The sequence below is a fragment of the Subtercola sp. YIM 133946 genome (assembly GCF_036553535.1).
GTDB lineage: Bacteria > Actinomycetota > Actinomycetes > Actinomycetales > Microbacteriaceae > Subtercola.
The window spans coordinates 13561-32592 of the sequence record NZ_JAZHPE010000021.1; the positions used below are offsets into that span (position 1 = coordinate 13561).

The 19032-nt window shown below is 68.9% G+C and carries 16 protein-coding genes and 1 pseudogene; 12 read left to right on the plus strand and 5 right to left on the minus strand.

The genetic code is table 11. The annotated features are described in order from the left end of the window. Positions 1-110 precede the first annotated feature (110 nt). The 4 genes from V3W46_RS07300 to V3W46_RS07315 are packed head-to-tail and all read left to right on the plus strand — an operon-like array spanning position 111 to position 2059. The gene (locus V3W46_RS07300; protein WP_331782433.1) at positions 111-1055 is read left to right on the plus strand and encodes a DMT family transporter; all 945 of its coding nucleotides are present in this window, start codon (positions 111-113) and stop codon (positions 1053-1055) included. 39 nt (positions 1056-1094) lie between these two features. Continuing rightward, positions 1095-1433 (plus strand): chorismate mutase, encoded by a 339-nt coding sequence (locus V3W46_RS07305; protein WP_331782434.1) that lies wholly within the window; start codon positions 1095-1097, stop codon positions 1431-1433. A gap of 42 nt (positions 1434-1475) precedes the next feature. Further along, entirely contained in the window at positions 1476-1700 is a 225-nt protein-coding gene (locus tag V3W46_RS07310) for an antitoxin (protein ID WP_331782435.1), read from the plus strand. After that, positions 1697-2059 carry a type II toxin-antitoxin system PemK/MazF family toxin gene (locus V3W46_RS07315; protein WP_331782436.1) on the plus strand — a complete coding sequence of 121 codons (363 nt, stop codon included), beginning with the start codon at positions 1697-1699 and terminating at the stop codon, positions 2057-2059. The genes V3W46_RS07310 and V3W46_RS07315 overlap by 4 nt, the downstream gene beginning before the upstream one ends. Before the next feature lie 11 nt (positions 2060-2070). Here the strand turns inward: V3W46_RS07315 and purL are convergent, their stop codons facing one another. Continuing rightward, the gene (gene purL, locus V3W46_RS07320; RefSeq protein WP_331782437.1) at positions 2071-4446 is read right to left on the minus strand and encodes a phosphoribosylformylglycinamidine synthase subunit PurL; all 2376 of its coding nucleotides are present in this window, start codon (positions 4444-4446) and stop codon (positions 2071-2073) included. Positions 4447-4538: 92 nt separating this feature from the next. Here purL and V3W46_RS07325 point away from each other — a divergent pair, with 92 nt between their 5' ends. Continuing rightward, complete coding sequence (locus V3W46_RS07325; protein WP_331782438.1) at positions 4539-5969, plus strand: lipase maturation factor family protein; 1431 nt, start codon at positions 4539-4541, stop codon at positions 5967-5969. Positions 5970-6043: 74 nt separating this feature from the next. On the opposite strand, the gene purQ is transcribed toward V3W46_RS07325, so the two are convergent. Together purQ and purS are read right to left on the minus strand one after the other, a co-directional pair. Further along, positions 6044-6742 (minus strand): phosphoribosylformylglycinamidine synthase subunit PurQ, encoded by a 699-nt coding sequence (gene purQ, locus V3W46_RS07330; RefSeq protein WP_331782455.1) that lies wholly within the window; start codon positions 6740-6742, stop codon positions 6044-6046. A 257-nt stretch (positions 6743-6999) separates the two neighbouring features. Continuing rightward, positions 7000-7239 (minus strand): annotated as a pseudogene (purS, locus tag V3W46_RS07335) (phosphoribosylformylglycinamidine synthase subunit PurS); the annotation flags it as partial. Between the two features lie 142 nt (positions 7240-7381). Here purS and V3W46_RS07340 point away from each other — a divergent pair. From V3W46_RS07340 to V3W46_RS07370, 7 genes are all read left to right on the plus strand, one after another. Beyond that, a complete protein-coding gene (locus V3W46_RS07340) occupies positions 7382-7921 on the plus strand; it encodes a YbhB/YbcL family Raf kinase inhibitor-like protein (RefSeq protein ID WP_331782439.1) in 540 nt (179 codons plus the stop codon). A gap of 60 nt (positions 7922-7981) precedes the next feature. Then, on the plus strand, positions 7982-8419 hold the full coding sequence (locus V3W46_RS07345; protein WP_331782440.1) for a Fur family transcriptional regulator: 438 nt from the start codon (positions 7982-7984) through the stop codon (positions 8417-8419). Between the two features lie 91 nt (positions 8420-8510). Then, the gene (locus V3W46_RS07350) at positions 8511-10073 is read left to right on the plus strand and encodes a catalase (protein WP_331782441.1); all 1563 of its coding nucleotides are present in this window, start codon (positions 8511-8513) and stop codon (positions 10071-10073) included. A 223-nt stretch (positions 10074-10296) separates the two neighbouring features. Next, a complete protein-coding gene (locus V3W46_RS07355; protein ID WP_331782442.1) occupies positions 10297-11508 on the plus strand; it encodes an MFS transporter in 1212 nt (403 codons plus the stop codon). 77 nt (positions 11509-11585) lie between these two features. Then, complete coding sequence (locus V3W46_RS07360; protein ID WP_331782443.1) at positions 11586-12173, plus strand: PadR family transcriptional regulator; 588 nt, start codon at positions 11586-11588, stop codon at positions 12171-12173. A 70-nt stretch (positions 12174-12243) separates the two neighbouring features. After that, positions 12244-13881 carry a DHA2 family efflux MFS transporter permease subunit gene (locus V3W46_RS07365; RefSeq protein ID WP_331782444.1) on the plus strand — a complete coding sequence of 546 codons (1638 nt, stop codon included), beginning with the start codon at positions 12244-12246 and terminating at the stop codon, positions 13879-13881. A 254-nt stretch (positions 13882-14135) separates the two neighbouring features. Continuing rightward, positions 14136-15389, plus strand: coding sequence for a mechanosensitive ion channel family protein (locus tag V3W46_RS07370; RefSeq protein ID WP_331782445.1), 1254 nt, complete (start codon positions 14136-14138; stop codon positions 15387-15389). Here the strand turns inward: V3W46_RS07370 and V3W46_RS07375 are convergent. Together V3W46_RS07375 and V3W46_RS07380 are read right to left on the minus strand one after the other, a co-directional pair. After that, entirely contained in the window at positions 15386-17944 is a 2559-nt protein-coding gene (locus tag V3W46_RS07375; RefSeq protein ID WP_331782446.1) for a glycoside hydrolase family 15 protein, read from the minus strand. The two genes, V3W46_RS07370 and V3W46_RS07375, sit on opposite strands and share 4 nt — an antisense overlap. Positions 17945-18015: 71 nt before the next feature. Beyond that, on the minus strand, positions 18016-18924 hold the full coding sequence (locus V3W46_RS07380) for a VOC family protein (protein WP_331782447.1): 909 nt from the start codon (positions 18922-18924) through the stop codon (positions 18016-18018). Positions 18925-19032 lie beyond the last annotated feature (108 nt).

The window sequence follows — 19032 nt, forward strand, 5'->3', positions numbered from 1 at the left end:
GGTCGTCGAGTAACCTCGCGGTCGTCGAGTAACTGCCACGGCTCGGCGGTTTTCGGTCAGCGCTTCCGGATGCCCGGGGCCCCGTCGCCCGTTCGCGATAGTGTCGCGGGGTGCCCCTCGACGCTGTAGCTCCCGCCCCACCCGCCCGCAACCTGGGCATCCTCATCCAGTTTCTCGCGATGGGGCTGGTCTGGGGCAGCAGCTTCCTCTTCATGAAGGTCGCTCTCACCGGCGTGGGCTTCGGGCAGGTGGCGTGGGCGCGGCTGGTGTTCGGCGCCCTGACGCTCGGCATCATCGTGCTGGTCGGGCGACACCGGCTGCCGCGCGAGCGGGTTGTGTGGCTGCATTTCCTCGTGCTCGGAACGGTCGGCTGCGCCATGCCGTTCCTGCTGTTCGCGTGGGCCGAGCAGTACGTCTCGTCGAGCCTCGCCAGCATCTACAACGCCGTGACCCCCATCATGACGGCGATCATGGCCACCGCCGTGTTCCGGGTCGAGCGGCTCAACGGCAGCCAGGTGTCGGGCATCGCCATCGGCATCCTCGGCACCGTGGTCATCATCGGGCCGTGGGGGTACGCGGCGCTGAGCGGCGACCTCGTCGGGCAGTTCGCCTGCCTCGGGTCTGCGCTCTGCTACGGAATCGCGCTGAGCTACACGCGCCGGTTCCTCAGTCGGCGGTCGATCGCGGGGGTGCCGTTCGCGTTCATGCAGGTCGGCATGGGTGCCCTCGTTCTGCTGGTGCTGACTCCGTTCGTGGCGGTGGGGCCGATCATCCTGAGCCTGCCCGTGCTGCTGAGCCTGCTGGCCCTCGGTGCGCTCGGCACGGGCGTGGTGTACGTGTGGAACATCAACGTGTTGCGCACCTGGGGCCCGACCTCGGCGTCGACCGTCACCTACATCACGCCGGTCGTCGGGGTTCTGCTCGGCGTGCTCGTTCTGGGTGAGGCGTTCGTGTGGAACGAACCGGTCGGTGCGGTGCTGGTCTTCGTGGGCATCCTGTTGACGCAGAAGCGGTTGCGGGTCGGCCGTCGCCGCCCAGTGCACAGTCTGCAATAACTCAGGTTCGTGGCCCGGCGACCCAATAAAGTTCTGACTATGAACGTGAACAGCGCCGACCACGCCCATGCCCTGCGCGAGCTGCAGGGGCTGCGCGAGAGCATCGACAACGTGGATGCCGCACTGATCCACCTGCTCGCCGAGCGCTTCAAGTTCACCCAGTCGGTCGGCCGCCTGAAGGCCGAGCACGGCCTGCCGCCCGCCGATCTCGAGCGCGAGGCACGGCAGATCAAGCGCCTGCGGGCGCTCGCCGAAGAGTCGCACCTCGACCCCGAGTTCGCCGAGAAGTTTCTCAACTTCATCGTCGCCGAGGTCATCCACCACCACGAGCGCATCGCGGCTGACACCGGCTCGACCCCCGTCGTCGCGGCCGACTAGCTCTCGATAGCGCGAGCGGTCGTACTTCGGTAGCATTGTGGTATGACCGCCAAACTCAGCGTCAGCCTGTCTGACGACGACGTCGAATACATCGATGCTCTCGCCCAGAGCCGATCAGGCAACAGATCGGCAGTGATCCACGATCTCGTTCGCATCGCACGCGAGATGCGATCGGTCAGCGACTACATCGCGGCCAACGATGAATGGTTGGCCTCAGCAGAGTCCCGAGGATGGGATGAGACGGCGGGAGACGGGCTCGGCGCGTGAGACGGGGTCACGTCGTCGCGGTCAGGCTCGACCCGACTGAACCGGGTGAGGCGTCGAAGACCAGGCCGTGTGTCGTCGTGAGCAATGACGGCGCGAACGAGGCCGCAACGAGCTTCGGGCGCGGAACGGTCACCGTCGTTCCGATCACGTCGAACGTCTCCAACTCCCGGGGTGAGTTCCAGGTGTTCGTGGCCGACGACGAGGCGATGGAGGCCATGGGGCTGACCAGCGCATCGAAGATCCAGGCCGAGCAGGTGAGAACAGTCTCGGTCGATCGGCTGAGTGGCATCACCGGGTACGCCCCGGGATGGATCATGCAGCAGGTCGATCACGCACTGAGGTTCCACCTCAGTCTCTGACGTCGTGCGAGCTAGGCGACGGTGGGTCCGAAGCGTGCCGGCAGCGGGGAGCGGTGGGCGGCGTAGAGGTCTGGCACGCCGATTCTGAAGTGGCCCTGGATGTCGAGTGCGGCATCCGTCGCCGGTGTCGGCTCGACGCCGATGCCCACGGCCGCCTCGGATGCCGGCAGGCCCGCCCCCGCGTCGGTGACGCCGATGCGCAGCACGGGGTAGCCGCGGCCCTCGCAGAGGCCCATGAACTTCACGTCGTCTTCGCGCGGAACCGACACAATGACCCGGCCGGTCGACTCGCTGAACAGGGCGGTGGTGAGGTCGATGCCGTCACGCAGCATCAGCTCGTCGAGCCACACGCGGGCGCCCACGCCGAAGCGCATCACGGCCTCGGCGAGGGCCTGAGCGAGACCGCCGTCGGCGAGGTCGTGCGCCGAGGCGAGCAGGCCCTGCATGGTGCCGGCGTGCAGCAGCGCGCCGAGCGCGGCCTCGCGGGGCAGGTCGACCGCCGGCGGGCGGCCGCCGAGGTGGTCGTGGATGGTTCCGGCCCAGGCCGACCCGTCGAGCTCGGTCGAGGTGGTGCCGAGCAGGTAGATGTTGTTGCCCTCGTCTTGCCAGCCGCTCGGCACGCGCCGCGCGACGTCGTCGATCACGCCGAGCACGCCGACAACGGGGGTGGGGTGGATGGGCGCACCGCCGGTCTGGTTGTAGAACGACACGTTGCCGCCCGTGACGGGGATCTCGAGCTCGAGGCAGCCGTCTGACAGGCCCGCGACGGCCTGCGAGAACTGCCACATGACCTCGGGGTTCTCTGGTGAGCCGAAGTTCAGGCAGTCGGTGACCGCGGCGGGCACGGCGCCGGTGACCGACACGTTGCGGTATGCCTCGGCGAGCGCGAGTTGAGCGCCGTGGTACGGGTCGAGCTGGCAATAGCGGCCGTTGGCGTCGGTGGCGATGGCGAAGCCGAGCCCCGACTCCTCGTCGACGCGGATCATGCCGCCGTCGTCGGGGAACGACAGCGCCGTGTTGCCCATCACGTAGCGGTCGTACTGGTCGGTGATCCAGCTCTTCGAAGCGAGGTTGGCGCTGCCGAGTAGGGCGAGCACCTGGGCGCGCAGTTCATCGTCGTCGGTGGCACGGGGCAGCGTGGCAGCGGTGTCGTCGTGCAGCTTGTCGATCCACGTGGGGTACGCGACCGGGCGGTCGTACACCGGCCCGTCGACGGCCACCGTGCGGGGCTCGACGTTTACGATCTGCTCGCCGCGCCAGTCGATGATGAGCCGGCCGGTGTCGGTGACCTCACCCAGAACGCTGGTCTCGACATCCCACTTGGCCACAACCGCCAGAAACGCCGCGAGCTTCGAGGGCGTGACGACGGCCATCATGCGCTCCTGGCTCTCACTCATCAGAATCTCTTCTGCGGTGAGGGTGGGGTCGCGCAGCAGCACCTTGTCGAGCTCGATGTACATGCCGCCGTCGCCGTTGCTGGCGAGCTCGCTGGTCGCGCAGCTGATGCCGGCGGCGCCGAGGTCTTGGATGCCCTCGACCAGCTGCTCCCTGAACAGCTCGAGGCAGCATTCGATGAGCACCTTCTCGGCGAACGGGTCGCCGACCTGCACCGCTGGGCGCTTGGTGGGCCCGCCCGACGAGAACGTGTCGCTGGCGAGAATGGATGCTCCACCGATGCCGTCGCCACCGGTGCGCGCGCCGAACAGCACCACCTTGTTGCCCGTGCCGCTGGCGTTCGCCAGGTGGATGTCTTCGTGCCGCAACACCCCGACCGCCAGCGCGTTCACCAGCGGATTGCCCTGGTACACGCTGTCGAAGTACGTCTCGCCGCCGATGTTCGGCAGCCCGAGGCAGTTCGCGTAGAAGCTGATGCCGCCGACGACGCCGTGCACGACCCGCGCCGTGTCGGGGTTGTCGATGTCGCCGAACCGCAGCTGATCCATGACCGCCACGGGGCGGGCGCCCATCGAGATGATGTCGCGCACGATTCCGCCGACGCCGGTCGCCGCGCCCTGGAACGGCTCGATGTAGCTCGGGTGGTTGTGCGACTCGACCTTGAACGTGACCGCCCAGCCCTCGCCGACGTCGACGACGCCCGCGTTCTCACCGATGCCGACCATGAGGTTCTTGCGCATCTTCTCGGTGGTCTTCGACCCGAACTGCCGCAGATAGATCTTGGAGCTCTTGTACGAGCAGTGCTCGCTCCACATCACCGAGTACATCGCGAGTTCGCCGCTCGTGGGCCGGCGCCCCAGAATCTCGCGGATACGCGCGTATTCGTCGGGCTTCAGCCCGAGCGCGGCATACGGCTGCTCCTTCTCGGGGGTCGCCTCGGCGACGCTCACGCTGTCGACGGTCGGGCGGATGCTCGTGGGGCTGTCAGACACGCGTAAAGGCTCCTTCGAGGGCGGCACTGTTGCCTTCCGATTCTACTGGCACGCCGCTGGCGGCGAATCGGATGCCCGTCTACCGTGGCACCATGGAGTGGTTCGACGCCACGAACTACGAGGTGGCCAGGCAGGTGCTGCAGCGGGGCACCGCTGCCGTGTTCGTCATCGCGCTGATCTCGACGGCCGCCCAGTTTCCCGCCCTGCTCGGCGAGCACGGGCTGCTGCCGGCACCGCGGTTCATTGCGCGAACGTCGGCGAAGACGCATCCGTCGGTGTTCCGGTGGCACTACTCCGACCGCTCGCTGCGTGTGCTGTGCTGGCTGGGCGCCGCCGTCGCCGCCGCGCTCGTGGCGGGTCTGCCGCAGCTCGGGCCACCCTGGCTGCCGACGGTCGCGTTCCTGCTCGTCTGGGCGTTGTACCTCTCGGTCGTCGACATCGGGCAGACGTTCTACGGTTTCGGCTGGGAGAGCCTGCTGCTCGAGGCGGGCTTCACGGTCGCGTGGCTAGGGTCGAACGACGTCGCGGCGCCGACTACGATCATCCTGCTCATCCGCTGGCTGGTTTTTCGGCTCGAGTTCGGCGCCGGGCTGATCAAGCTGCGCGGCGACCGTTCGTGGCGTGACCTCACGGCCCTGTACTACCACCACGAGACGCAGCCGATGCCGAACCCGCTGAGCCGGTTCGCGCACCTGCTGCCGAGGTGGATGCACCGGGGCGAGGTGCTGGGCAACCATTTCGCACAGCTCGTGGTGCCCTTCTTCCTGTTCGCACCGCAGCCGGTGGCGAGCGTGGCGGCCGCGATCGTCATCGTGACGCAGCTGTGGCTCGTGTTGTCGGGAAACTTCGCGTGGCTGAACGTGCTCACGATCATCCTGGCGTTCTCGGCGGTGAGCGACGACGTGCTGCTGGGTGCCTCTGTGCCGGTGACGGCCGCGGGTCTCTCGAGTTCGCCGCTCTGGTTCGTCGTGCTGACCAGTGCTGTCGCCGCCCTGCTGCTCGTGCTGAGCTACTGGCCGGCGAAGAATTTGCTCTCGCGGCGCCAGCTCATGAACGCCAGCTTCAACCGTTGGCACCTGGTCAACGCCTACGGCGCCTTCGGCAGCGTGACGAAGCGCCGCTACGAGGTGATCGTGGAGGGAAGCAGTGCGGCCATGCCGGCGAGCGACGCCGACTGGCTGCCGTATGAGTTCAAGGGCAAGCCGGGCGACGTCCGACGCATCCCCCGCCAGTTCGCGCCCTACCATCTGCGGCTCGACTGGCTGATGTGGTTTCTCGCCCTGGGTTCGCCCGACACGCGCTGGTTCGAGGCGTTCGTGCGCCGCCTGCTCGAGGCCGATCGCCCCACACTCGCACTGCTGCGCATCGACCCCTTCGACGGCTCTGCGCCGACGTGGGTGCGCGCCCGCGTCTACCTCTATCGTTTCACGACCCGTGCCGAGCGCCGCGCCACCGGCCAGTGGTGGATGCGTGAGCCATCGGGCTGGCTCCTCCGCCCCGTCTCTCTAGCCTCGTTCCGCTGACGGGAGGGCCGACCAAGGCCGGAGGCAGGCATCTCACGCGGGCGGGGAGGCCCGTGCGGCGACCGCGATACAGGTCAGGCGCGGGCAAGCAGGGCCGTCAATGCCGAGGCGAAGAGCGCGAGGCCGTCGGTGCCCGAGCGCATGGCGGCGCGGGTGTCGGGGCCGAAGCCGGGCTCGACGGCGTGCTCGGGGTGCGGCATGAGGCCGACCACGTTGCCGCGGGCGTTGGTGATGCCGGCGATGTCGTTCATCGACCCGTTGGGGTTCACCTCGAGGTAGCGGAAGACGACGTGGCCCTCGCCCTCGAGCCGCGCGATCTCGTCGGCCGAGGCGATGAAGCCGCCTTCGCCGTTCTTCAGCGGAATGGTGATCTCGGCGCCGTCGGCGAAGGCGTTGCTCCATGCGGTCGAGGTGTTCTCGACGCGCAGGCGCTGGTCGCGGCAGATGAACGCGCCGTGGTCGTTGCGAATCAGGCCTCCGGGCAGCAGGTGCGCCTCGGTGAGCATCTGGAACCCGTTGCAGATGCCGAGCACCGGCACCCCGCTCTCGGCCGCGTCGACGACCTCGGCCATGATGGGGGAGAGGCTCGCGATGGCCCCGGCGCGCAGGTAGTCACCGTAGCTGAACCCGCCGGGCAGGATGATCGCGTCGACGCCCTCGAGGTCGTGCGTTCCGTGCCACAGAGGCACGGCCTCGGCTCCGACCATCCGCACCGCTCGCGCTGCATCGCGGTCGTCGAGCGACCCCGGAAAGGTGACGACGCCGACACGGATGCCCGCCCCTGCGCCCTCGCCCGAAAACGAGCCGGAACCCGAGCCCGCCGCCCGCTCGACGTCGATCGACGGCCGCGAGCCGTAGCCGTCGAGCCCCGAGTTGGTTCCCATTACGCCAGGCCCTCGCTGATCTCGTCGTCGAGCTGCTGCGCGGTCTCGGTGGAGGTCGCACCCGCCGCTGCCGCAGACGTGTCGGAGGTCACGTTGCCCGTCGCGAAGTCGAGCGACGCGTCGAGGCCGAACCCGTCGGCGCCGGCGAAGTGCACGCTGATGACGTCTTCGATGACGAGGTTGGCCAGCACCTCGTCGGCCAGGGCGGCGACTTCGGCGAGGATCGCGTCGTCGGCGGGGCCGTCGACCTCGATCTCGAAGCGCTTGCCGACCCGAACGCCGTTGATCTGCGACCGGCCGAGGCGGGCGAGGGCGCCGGCTACGGCCTTGCCCTGGGGGTCGAGCAGTTCAGCCTTGGGCATGACTTCGACGACGATTGTGGGCACCGGGAACTCTTTTCGAACGGCGGGCGAATACCACCATTCTACGCGGGCCGCGTCGCCCGACGAGGAGGCCGTCTGGGGCGGCGGGTGATACGAATGTAACGAGCACACCGATGTACGAGCACACCGACGAATGGAGAACAGCATGAGCACATCGACCGGCGGCACTCCCTACGATGCGATCGCCCAGGTTCCCGCCTTCGCTGTGACCAGCACCGACGTGACAGACGGAGAGAAGCTCCCGCTGCCCCAGGTGAGCGGCATCTTCGGCGCAGGAGGCTCTGACACCAGCCCCCAGCTCAGTTGGAGCGGATTTCCCGACGGCACGAAGAGCTTCGCCGTCACGATGTACGACCCGGCGGCGCCGACCGCGTCGGGTTTCTGGCACTGGGCCGTCGTCGACATCCCCGCCTCGGTCACCTCTCTCGGCACCGGCGCGGGCGACGAGCGCGGTTCGGGCCTGCCGGCCGAGGCGTTCCAGCTGAAGAACGACGCGGGCCTTGCGCGCTTCCTCGGTGCGGCGCCGCCCGCCGGCCACGGCAGGCACCCGTATGCCATCGGCGTTCACGCGCTCGACGTCGAGACTCTCGGCATCGACCCGACCGCTACCCCAGCGTTTCTCGGCTTCACCATGTTCGGGCACACCCTGGCGCGGGCGGTCATCACCCCCTGGTTCGAGGCCTGACGGCGCCTGCCCTTCCCGACCTAATTGTGAACTCTTCACAATCAGTGGTTGACTGGCCGAATGACGCCCGAGCCTGAAGACAGCATCCGCGCCGCAGGCCTGCGCGTCACGTCGCAGCGCCTGGCCGTGCTCGAAGCCCTGAGCGAGCTGCCGCACGCCGACACCGACGCGGTGCACCGCCGGGTGCGGCTCAGCCAGCCCGACATCACCCTGCAGTCGGTCTACGTCGTGCTCGGTGCTCTCACCGAGGCCGGCCTGATCCGTCGCATCGAGCCCGCCGGTTCGCCCGCCCGCTACGAGCGCCGCATCGGCGACAACCACCATCACGCCATCTGCACGCGCTGCGGCGCCGTGCAAGACGTCGACTGCGCTGTCGGGCACGCTCCCTGCCTCGAGCCGTCAGAGGCCGGCGGGTTCGCGATCAGCACCGCCGAGGTCACGTACTGGGGTCTCTGCGCCGCCTGCCAGGCGACGACGGATGCCCGTACCCCTGCCTGACGAACGACACCGCCCCGGGCATCCGTCGTCGCCGCCACCCCGCACAGAACTCAACCGACCGAAGCTGTATACGAAACCGAAGGAGAACTGCATGACCGACACCGTGCCCACCACCCACGTGCCCACCACCCCCGTGACCACCACCAACTCGGGTGCCCCCGTCGCGAGCGACGACCACTCGCGGAGCGTCGGTGCCGACGGCGTCATTCCCCTGCACGACCACTACCTGCTCGAGAAGCTGGCGCAGTTCAACCGCGAGAAGGTGCCCGAGCGCATCGTGCACGCGAAGGGCGGCGGAGCGTTCGGCACCCTGGAGATCACCGACGACGTGTCGGCCTACACCCGTGCGGCGCTGTTCCAGCCCGGCGTCACCACAGAGGCGCTCGCCCGGTTCTCGACCGTCGCCGGCGAGCAGGGCAGCCCCGACACCTGGCGCGACCCGCGCGGATTCGCGCTCAAGTTCTACACGACCGAGGGCAACTACGACCTCGTCGGAAACAACACGCCCGTGTTCTTCATTCGCGACGGCATCAAGTTTCCCGACTTCATCCACTCGCAGAAGCGCCTGCCGGGCTCGCACCTGCGCAACAACGACATGCAGTGGGACTTCTGGTCGCTCAGCCCCGAGTCGGCCCACCAGGTGACCTGGCTGATGGGCGACCGCGGCCTGCCTGCGTCGTGGCGCCACATGGACGGTTTCGGCTCGCACACCTACCAGTGGATCAACGCCGCCGGTGAGCGTTTCTGGGTGAAGTACCACTTCAAGACCAACCAGGGCATCGAAATGCTCAGCCAGGAGCAGGCGAACCAGATTGCCGGTGAAGACGCCGACTTCCACATCCGCGACCTCGGCGAGGCCATCGACCGCGGCGACTTCCCGTCATGGACCCTCTCGGTGCAGATCATGCCCTACGCCGAGGCGGCGACCTACCGCTTCAACCCGTTCGACCTCACCAAGGTGTGGCCGCACAGCGACTACCCGTTGCACCGCGTCGGCACGCTCACGCTGAACCGCAACCCGCAGAACTACTTCGCCGAGATCGAGCAGGCGACGTTCGCACCCTCGAACTTCGTTCCCGGCATCGCGGCCAGCCCCGACAAGATGCTGCTCGCGCGCATCTTCAGCTATGCGGATGCCCACCGCTACCGTGTCGGAACGAACCACGCCCAGCTGCCGGTCAACGCGCCGCACGCCGCGCCGGTCAACTCGTACTCGAAAGACGGTGCCGCGCGGTACGCGTACAACCCGCCGTCGACCCCCGTCTACGCCCCGAACTCGGTGGGCGGCCCGGCCGCCTCGGCCCAGGCCGCGGGCGACTCGGCGGGCTGGCAGAACGACGGTGAGCTGCAGCGCACCGCCGCCACCCTGCACGCCGAAGACGACGACTTCGGCCAGGCCGGCACGCTCGTGCGCGAAGTGCTCGACGACGTCGCCCGCGAGCGACTGGCGAACAACATCGCCGGCCACGTGGGCCAGGTGACAGTGCCCGACATCAAGGCGCGTGCGTTGCAGTACTGGCGCAATGTCGACGTGTCGCTCGCCGCGCGCGTCGAGGCGCTGCTCGCGGCCGCCGAGATCGACCCCGAGGTCGCGCCGCCGAACGCGGCGGGCCTCAACCGCGAAGCAGAGGCCGACGTGCAGCTGACGGTCTGACCGCCTGACCGCCGACCGCCGTCTGTCTGACGGCAGTTCGACATGAAATGCGGTCCGCCAAGCCGAATGAGGGCTTGCCGGGCCGTATTTCATGCTCTGGCGGCGTCGAGAGCCGCGCAGCGCCGAAAACGGCATACCGTTGACGAGCGGCCCACCACGCTGGGTCGCTCGAGGGCAATGAGGCCGCCGAAGCCGTATCCCGAGCATCCGGAGCCCACCCCGCATGAAAGCCCTGACCGACCAGCGCGCCTGGACCCTGCGCCTCACCGTGCTCGCGGCGACCGCCGCCGTCGCGGTGAGCACCATCTACCTGCCGCAGTCGATGCTCACCAACATGGCGACGTCGCTCGGCGTGACGCCGGCCGTCGCCGGAATCGCCGCGACCACGGTGCAGGTGGGGTACGCGATCGGCATCTTTCTGCTGGTGCCGCTGTCTGACCGCATCCAGCCGCGTCGGCAGATCACCGTACAGCTCGTGCTGCTGGCCGTGGCGATGCTCGCGACAGCGGCGCTGCCCGAGATCGTGGGGGTGGGGCTGGGCTTCTTCGTGGTGGGGCTGGTGGCGAACATCGCGCAGCTGACAATTCCGGCCGCGAACAAGCTGGCGCCAGAGGGGCGGTCGGGCGCCACCACCACGGCGCTCGTCGGGGCGCTGCTCGTGGGCATCTTCGGTGGCCGGGTGCTGGCGAGTGTGCTCGTCGAGGCGCTCGGCTGGCGGCTCGTGGTGGTGGTGTTCGCGGCGCTGGTGCTGGCGACGGTGCCCCTGTTCAGGCGTGCCCTGCGGGTGGATGTTCGGCTCGACAGCATCGGAACGAGTTACGGTGCCCTGCTCGCCGGCACGCTCGCCCTCGTGCGGTCGTCGCCCACCGTGCTGCCGCTCTCGGCCATCAACTTCTTCGCCTTCGCCACGTTGAACTCGCTGTGGACGGTGATGGTGCTGCACCTCACCGGCCCCGAGTTCGGTTGGAGTGTCGCGGGCGCCGGCCTGTTCGGGCTGGTCGGCCTGGCAGCCGGGGTGGTGACGCCGCTCGGCGGCCGGCTCATCGACCGCTTCGGCGCGCTGCCGGTCGCCGGGGTGTCGCTCGCGGTGCTGCTGGTCGCAACCGCAACCGTGATCGTCGATTCGGGCAGCATCGTCGTGTTCGCGGTGTCGATGTTCTTCATCACCTGGGCGAACCAGTCGGCGCAGTCGGCGAACCAGAACCGCGTGCTGCGCACCAACGCCGAGGCGTCGGCGCAGGCGAACACCGTGTTCATGGTGGCGGTGTTCCTGGGCGGGTCGCTCGGCGCGTTTCTCGGCGTGATCACCTTCGACGCCGGCGGGATGCCCGCGGTCGCCGTGCAGGCGGTCGTGCTGGTTCTGCTGGCCATCGTGTGCTGGGCGGCGGCGGTTCGTAGTGCGCGCCGGGCCGGCACACGGTTGCGTTCGACGTGACGACGGCGTAATGTTCCAAGTGGAATAGTTCACACCGAATATTTCGCTCCGAATATCGTCTCTCGAAAGCTCCTCTCATGCCCGCGGCTGCCGCTCTCACCCCCCTCGGCCTGTCGGCGCTCGCGCTGCTCACCGAGGGCCCGATGCACCCGTACGAGATGTACCAGTTGCTAATCCGGCGGTTGAAGAACGAGATCGTGAAGGTGCGACCCGGCTCGCTCTACCACGCCATCGACCGCCTCGAGCGCGACGGTTACGCGCGCGTCGTCGGTACCGACCGCGACGGCCAGCGACCCGAGCGCACCACCTACGAGATCACCGAGACCGGCCGGCTGGCCCTGCAGACCCGGGTCTCGCAGCTGCTCGCCGACTCGCCGTACGAGTACCCCGAGTTCGCCCTCGCCATCAGCGAGGCGCACAACCTGCCCCGCCAGGCCGTCGTGCAGCTGCTGCGCGTGCGGCTCGCCGACCTGCGCCGGCAGGCTGAGGAGGTGGGCGACATGATCACACAGAAGCAGTCGGATGGAGCACAGCGCCTCTTCATGCTGCACGCCGAACACCGGGCCGCGCTGCTCACGGCCGAGACCGGGTGGCTCGCCGCCCTCATCGACGATCTAGCCGAACACCGTATCGCCTGGATCGACGACCCCGACTTCATGCACTGACCGCACCGCTGAGCACCGCAACTCCGGCGCTCGGCACGGCACACCGACTTCACAAGCAAAGGACACCCCAATGGAAACCATGGTCAAGCCGTGGCCCGCACTCTGGACCCTCGTCATCGGGTTCTTCATGATTCTGGTCGACAGCACCATCGTCACCGTGGCGACCCCCGCCATCATGAAGGGGCTCGACGCCGACATCAACAGCGTCATCTGGGTCACCAGCGCCTACCTGCTCGCCTACGCCGTTCCGCTGCTCATCACCGGCCGCCTGGGCGACCGCTTCGGCCCGAAGTACGTCTACCTCACCGGCCTCGTGCTCTTCACTCTCGCCTCGCTCTGGTGCGGATTCGCGGGTGACATCAGCACGCTCATCATCGCCCGCGTCGTGCAGGGTCTCGGCGCCTCACTGATGACGCCGCAGACGATGGCCGTCATCACCCGCATCTTCCCGGCGACCAGCCGCGGCCAGGCCATGGCTCTCTGGGGCGCGGTCGCCGGCGTCGCCACTCTCGTCGGCCCGATTCTCGGTGGCGTTCTCGTCGACGGCCTCGGCTGGGAGTGGATCTTCTTCGTGAACGTTCCGATCGGCGTGGTGGCGTTCATCCTGGCCCTGAGGTTCGTGCCGGTGCTGAAGACCACTGCCCACCGGTTCGACATTCTGGGTGTGGTGCTCAGCGCCGTCGCCCTGTTCTGCATCGTCTTCGGCATCCAGGAGGGTGAGACCTACAACTGGGGCACCATCACGGGCCCGATCACGGTGTGGGGGCTCATCATCACGGGCATCGTGCTGCTGGTGGCCTTCGTGGTGTGGCAGCGCGTCAACCGGGGTGAGCCGCTGCTGCCGCTGAAGGTGTTTCGCGACCGCAACTTCTCGCTCGCGAACATCGCCGTCACCGTGATGGGCTTCGTCATCACCGGAATGGTGCTGCCGTTCATGCTCTACGCCCAGGATGTACGTGCCCTCAGCCCGACCAACGCGGCCCTGCTGCTCGTGCCGATGGCGATCTTCACCATGGTGCTCTCGCCCGTGGTGGGCAAGCTGGTCGACCGGGTGCACCCGCGCATCCTCACCCTCTTCGGGTTCGCCTCGCTGGCCGGCGCGCTGTTCTGGCTGAGCGCGCTCATGACGCCGAGCGTCGACCTCTGGAAGCTGCTGCTGCCGCTGGCCCTGCTGGGTGTCGCGAACGCCTTCATCTGGGCTCCGCTGTCGACCACCGCGACCCGCAACCTCGACCCGCGGCTCGCGGGCGCCGGTTCTGGGGTGTACAACACCACGCGCCAGGTCGGCGCCGTCATCGGCAGCGCCGCGATCGCAGCCCTCATGCAGGCCCGGCTCGTGGCCGAGTTGCCGGCCGCGGCGGGTGGCGGGGCATCCGCCGGCGAGTCGGGGGTGCTGCCGGATGCCCTGCAGGCCGGTTTCGCGACCGCCATGTCGCAGGCACTGCTGCTGCCCGCCGTCGTGGCGCTGGTCGGTGCCGTGGCCGTGCTCTTCTTCGTGCGCCCCGCGGCCCGCGGCCGTGCCCCTCAAGGCCCCCAGGCCACGCGGGCAACGCGGGCCATCGAAGACTCGCACGCCGCGCGATCCCCGCAGGCCACGCAGGTGCGCGATCAGGCGGGCGCGTCGGGGGCCGGCGTGACCTCCGACTCCGCAGTCGCCGCCGCCGCCGGCGGCAGCGGTTCGAGCGCGGCGTCGAGCGCCTCGGCGTAGCCGGCGTAGCCGGTGTGGTCGGTGGTGGCCTGGTCGCTGTAGCGCGTGCACCGCGCAGGAGCGTTTAGGCCGCCACCGCCGCGCACCCGCGAGGGCTTGCGTGGGCGCGCACAGGCGTTACGGAGGTTCGGACCGACCGGCATGACAGGCTGGAGACTCCGAAATGTTTTGTGCACCGCCGCGCGATTCTCCATCTCACGTCTTTTGTGAAGGAGCCCCGCCCTTTGACCGATTTTCTGTCTAGTCTGGCCACTATGCCCTGGTTGCAGGCTCTCGTCTACGTGCTCATCGCCGCCGTCGGCGCGGTGGTCGTCACCGCGCTGGTGGCCTTCATCGTGCGCCGCATCGCGCGCAAGAAGGCGTGGGCGAGCCGGCTGATCAAACGCGCGCGGATGCCCTTCCGCATCTTCCTGCTGGTCATCGCCCTCTGGGTGGCCGTGCAGTCGACCGCCGTCGACCCGGGGTGGCGCGAGTTTCTGAGCCACAGCCTGCTCGTCGCCTCGATCGCGGCCGGAACCTGGCTCATCTGCGCGCTGGCCATCTTCCTCGAAGACCTCGGGCTCGCGCGGTACCGCATCGATGTTGCCGACAACCGGCATGCCCGTCGTCTGCGCACGCAGGTGCTGATCATCCGGCGCATCACGGTCGTCGCGGCGGTGCTGTTGGGAGTGGGCGCCATTCTGCTGACGTTCCCAGGCGTCTCGGCGGCGGGCGCGAGCATCCTGGCATCGGCTGGCCTGATCTCGATCATCGCGGGTCTGGCCGCTCAGTCGACACTCGCCAACGTGTTCGCCGGGGTGCAGCTGGCCTTCAGCGACGCCATCCGGGTCGACGACGTCGTGATCGTCGAGACCGAGTGGGGCCGAATCGAGGAGATCACGCTGACCTACGTGGTCGTTCACCTGTGGGACGACCGGCGCATGGTGCTGCCCTCGACCTACTTCACGACCACCCCCTTCCAGAACTGGACCCGCAAGAACTCCGAGCTGATGGGCTCGGTCGAGTTCGATCTCGACTGGCGCGTCGAACCCGACGCGATGCGCGACGAACTGCACCGCGTGATGGAGAAGACCGACCTGTGGGATCACCGTGTGGCCATTCTGCAGGTGACGGATGCCGTGGCCGGCTACGTGCGCATCCGCATCCTCGTGACGGCCGTCGATGCGCCGACGCTCTTCGATCTGCGCTGCTACGTGCGTGAATCGCTGGTCAGCTGGGTGCAGCAGGTGAGCCCGCAGACCGTTCCGCGCAGCCGGGTCGAGATCTCGGAGACGCCGCTGGAATCGGATGCCCCACGGAAGAAGACCGCGCCTTCGAAGACGCCGCCCGACGCACTGTTCAGCGGGGATGCCCGTTCCGAGCTGCGGGCGAGCCAGTTCACCGGCCCGCTCGAGGTGCAGCGGGTCGCTCCCGCCGACGTGCATCCCGGCGCGCGGCCTACTGCGTCTGACGACGGACGACGGGCCGCTCCCTCCGAGGAGGAGCGACCCGCCGACCCGACGGCCTAGAACGTGCCCGTGAAGGTCACCGAACCTGACGACGGCACCGCCTTCACCGTGTCGGGCGCCAGCTGCCAGTGCACCACCCCGTCGGCGCCGCGGGTGAAGAACTTGAACTTCGCGCTCGTTCCGCCCGTCAGCCCGACCCGCACCGACCACGCCGGGTAGCCGGCGGGCGAGAGGCGGATGGCCTTCGCCGTGTCCCAGTTGCCGAGCGCCGGCCCGTCGCCCACCACGTACACGTAGTCGCCGGGGGTCGTGCTGGCGGTCTCGACGAAGGTCACCGTGACGAGGTTCGCGTAGCGCGCGGCAACGCTCTTCGGCGTCTCGACGTTGGCCGGCTGACCGGCCACGGCGGGGGTGCTGATCGAGATCGCCAGCCGCACGAACTGGGCGTCGGCCCAGGCCAGCGGTGCCGCGGAGTCGGTGGCCTCGCCCTCGGTGAAGCCGGCCGCATCGGCCGTATCCCACACCTGCTCGGGAATCATGTACCCGGCGTTGGCGCTCGCCGCCATGGCGGCGAGGTCGGCCTTCGCCGCAGCGGTGTGCGTCGCCGCACTCGACGCGTCGCCCGCGGCCCGGGCGAGCTGTGCGCTCTCGAGCTCGTACTCGCCGCGCTCGCCGGTCAGCACCGGCCAGGCCCGGCCCGTGCTGTGCCCGGTGCTGGAGCCGCCGAAGGGCGTACCGTCGGCGAACTCGCCGTAGCCGTCTTCGCTGTAGCGGTGCCACATCGGCCCCGACGGGGTGTTCACCTTGAGAATCGAGTCGACGACCCCGACGGATGCCACGATCACCGGGTCGTCGGCCGGTTTGATGCCGAGTCGCGTCAGTTCGAGAAAGCTCGGGTCGATCTCGTCGCGGGCGTCGAGGTTCAGCCAGCCGTTGCCGTCGGTGATCGTCTGGTTCTCATCGGGTGCCCCCGTGCGGTTGATGCGCTCGTAGTGGGCGGTGGCGATGTCACCGCTGTGCGTCACCGTCCACGACTCCACGCTCGCCTGCCAGTTGTCGGCGGTGGCGAGGTATGTGCCGAACCGCCCGGTGTCGCCGTTCGCCAGCGCGATCGACGAGGCCGAGACGAGCCCGGCGATCTCGGCCGCGATCGTGGCCGGCGAGTAGCCGCCCTGTTCCTCCCACCGTTCCTGCGGGGTGTTCACGCCGTGCGCGACCAGGTAGTCGGCAGAGAGCTTGATCTTCGCCCAGGTGGCCGCATCCCGAACCCCGAGCTGGTCGGCGAGGATGGCCGGGTCGGCGATCTCGTCGAACTGGATGCCCGTGAGCCCCGTGCTCGCCCCGTTCACCATCGAGTTGTGCGGAATGAGCCCCGCGTCGGTGCCCGTGGTCACCTCCTGCGTGTTCAGGATGTACTTCAGCGCCCGCACGGCGGCGGCGTGGTCGCCCGCCGCGTCGAGGGCGGTCGCGGTGTTGTAGAGGTCGCGTGCCCAGATGGCGTGGTAGCCCGGGGCCGCACCCGTCCTGGCCTGCCCCCACGGCGTCGAGAGCGACGCCACGAACGCACCGGGGTGCGTCTTGTCTTCGTGCGCGCGCAGCGTCATCAGCGCCACGTCGTACTGCGTCAGCAGGGCCGGGGTGCCCGCCACGCTCGCCGGCGGCGCGTTGAGCGTGGCGAACCAGCCGTGCCAGCCGGCGACGTAGGCGGCAGCGCGGTCGGCAAAACCGGCGGAGTCGGATGCCGCGGCCACCGAGATGGCGTCGGTGGTGGTGCCCCCGAAGCCCAGCGACAGCGTGAACGAGGTGTCGCGGCCGACCGGGATCTCGCCCGTCTGCACGATGTTTCCGGGTGCGGAGGCTGCGTCGTAGAGCGTGGTCAGCGTGTGGTTGGCCATGAGGTCGGAGAACCCGTCGCTGGCCGTTCCGCTGTAGCCGGTCGAGAGCCGGCTGAAGCCGATCGACGACCGCAGGTCGGTCGCGGCCGTGCTGCCTGAGGCGGCCAGGGTGCCGCCGGCGGTCGCGCCGGTGTCGGCGTCGGCGTTGCCGAGCGAAGGGTTGTAGAGAACGTAGAGGTGCAGCGCGATGGCCCCGGTCAGCTGCTCGAAGCGCGTCGAGATGAGCACGCTCGACCGGTCGGGGTCGGTCGCGTAGGTCTTCGTGATGCGGTACGACCCGTTCTTCGCGGTGTCGACCTGGCGGTACTCGAGGGCCTGGCCGTCGACCAGCTGAACCTGCTGGGTCGTGTCGGTGCCCTCGACGCTCGTGTACCCGGAGCCGTCGGCCACGATGTACTGCAGGTCGCGCACCTGGGGGCTGTCGGCCGTGGGGTAGAACACCTCGGTCATCGTGCCGGGGCCGAGGGTGTACCAGACGTGCGACTTCGAGGTCGACGGGTCGGCGGCGAACGACGTGCCGAGGCCCTCCTTGTCGCCGCTGGTCCAGGTGGAGGTGACGCCGGGCCCGCCCGGCGCGGTGAGGGTGGCGGGCGAGACCGGGGTCGTCGGGGCGGCGAGGGTCGTTGCTTCGGCTGCTCCGTCAGCGGCGAAGGGCAGGGCGATCATCGCCGACAGGGCGAGACCCGTGCTGACGGCACGCAGGAGATTGCTTCGTTGCATTCACTGTTCCTTGGGTAGGGCCCGCAGAGGTGCGGGTGTCTACTTCAAGAGACTGTGCAGCCGGGCATCCATTACGCGGGTTTCGTGATCAATGGGAGCGGCGCGGCCACCCTGAGGGTGCTGCCCCAGGGATCTTCGACGACCAGGCTGCGGCCGTCGTTCGCGAACGGCGTGCCGTAGTGCGCCAGCCGCTCTTCGAGTGCGCCCAGATCATCCGTCGCCGGCACCTCGATGTCGACCTCGGCCAGCCCCAGCGCGAGACCGCGGCGCCCGGCGCCTGCGCTCTGCCAGGTGTTCATCGCCATGTGGTGGTGGTAGCCGCCGGCCGAGATGAACAGCGCGCTGCCCGGCACCTCGAACGTCGTCTCGAAGCCGAGGCGCCGCACGTAGAAGTCTGTGGCGGTGGCCGTGTCGCCCACCGAGAGGTGTACGTGGCCGACGGATGCCGCACCGAGCCGCGGCACGCCCGCCGTCGCCGCGCGTTCGGCGGTCTCGGCCGTCAGGTGCTGCTGCAGAAACGCGTTGGGGTCGACGTAGAGGGTCGTCATCTCGATCTGGCCGTGGATCCAGCTCCACTCGGTGCGCGCTCTGTCCCAGTACAGCTCGACGCCATTGCCTTCGGGGTCGGTGAAGTAGAACGCGATGCTCACCTTGTGGTCGGCGCTGCCCGTGAACGTGCCCGGGGCGCGGGTCGCGACGGAGTAGAGAGCCGCGGCGAGCGCCTCGCGCGAGTCGAACAGGATGGCGGTGTGGTAGAGCCCGGCCGACCGTGGTGCCGCGTGCTTCAACTCGGGCGCGTGCTGCAGAATCATCACCGGCGTGCTGCCCCGCCCCAGCACCGCGACGTCGCCGTGCTGGCTGAGCAGGTCGAGCGTGACGGCGTCGCGGTAGTACCGGATCATCGCGTCGAGGTCGCCGACGCGCAGGGTCACGGCGCCCATCTGGGTGTCCGCGGCAAGCAGGTCTGAGGAGGTATTCATTGTAGCTACAACCATACTCCGGGGTGCCGTATTCCGTCCGCCTGGAGTGTCGGCAGACCCTGGTGTCCGGTGTGTGCCGGAACACCGTTTTCGGGCCGGCCGAGAGCC

Excerpts from the sequence above, each read along its gene's own strand:
- V3W46_RS07305 (WP_331782434.1), top strand. The coding sequence starts at position 1,095 with ATGAACGTGAACAGCGCCGACCACGCCCATGCCCTGCGCGAGCTGCAG.
- V3W46_RS07310 (WP_331782435.1), top strand. The coding sequence starts at position 1,476 with ATGACCGCCAAACTCAGCGTCAGCCTGTCTGACGACGACGTCGAATAC.
- V3W46_RS07325 (WP_331782438.1), top strand. The coding sequence starts at position 4,539 with ATGGAGTGGTTCGACGCCACGAACTACGAGGTGGCCAGGCAGGTGCTG.
- V3W46_RS07340 (WP_331782439.1), top strand. The coding sequence starts at position 7,382 with ATGAGCACATCGACCGGCGGCACTCCCTACGATGCGATCGCCCAGGTT.
- V3W46_RS07345 (WP_331782440.1), top strand. The coding sequence starts at position 7,982 with ATGACGCCCGAGCCTGAAGACAGCATCCGCGCCGCAGGCCTGCGCGTC.
- V3W46_RS07350 (WP_331782441.1), top strand. The coding sequence starts at position 8,511 with ATGACCGACACCGTGCCCACCACCCACGTGCCCACCACCCCCGTGACC.
- V3W46_RS07355 (WP_331782442.1), top strand. The coding sequence starts at position 10,297 with ATGAAAGCCCTGACCGACCAGCGCGCCTGGACCCTGCGCCTCACCGTG.
- V3W46_RS07360 (WP_331782443.1), top strand. The coding sequence starts at position 11,586 with ATGCCCGCGGCTGCCGCTCTCACCCCCCTCGGCCTGTCGGCGCTCGCG.
- V3W46_RS07365 (WP_331782444.1), top strand. The coding sequence starts at position 12,244 with ATGGAAACCATGGTCAAGCCGTGGCCCGCACTCTGGACCCTCGTCATC.
- V3W46_RS07370 (WP_331782445.1), top strand. The coding sequence starts at position 14,136 with ATGCCCTGGTTGCAGGCTCTCGTCTACGTGCTCATCGCCGCCGTCGGC.
- V3W46_RS07375 (WP_331782446.1), bottom strand. The coding sequence starts at position 17,944 with ATGCAACGAAGCAATCTCCTGCGTGCCGTCAGCACGGGTCTCGCCCTG.
- V3W46_RS07380 (WP_331782447.1), bottom strand. The coding sequence starts at position 18,924 with ATGAATACCTCCTCAGACCTGCTTGCCGCGGACACCCAGATGGGCGCC.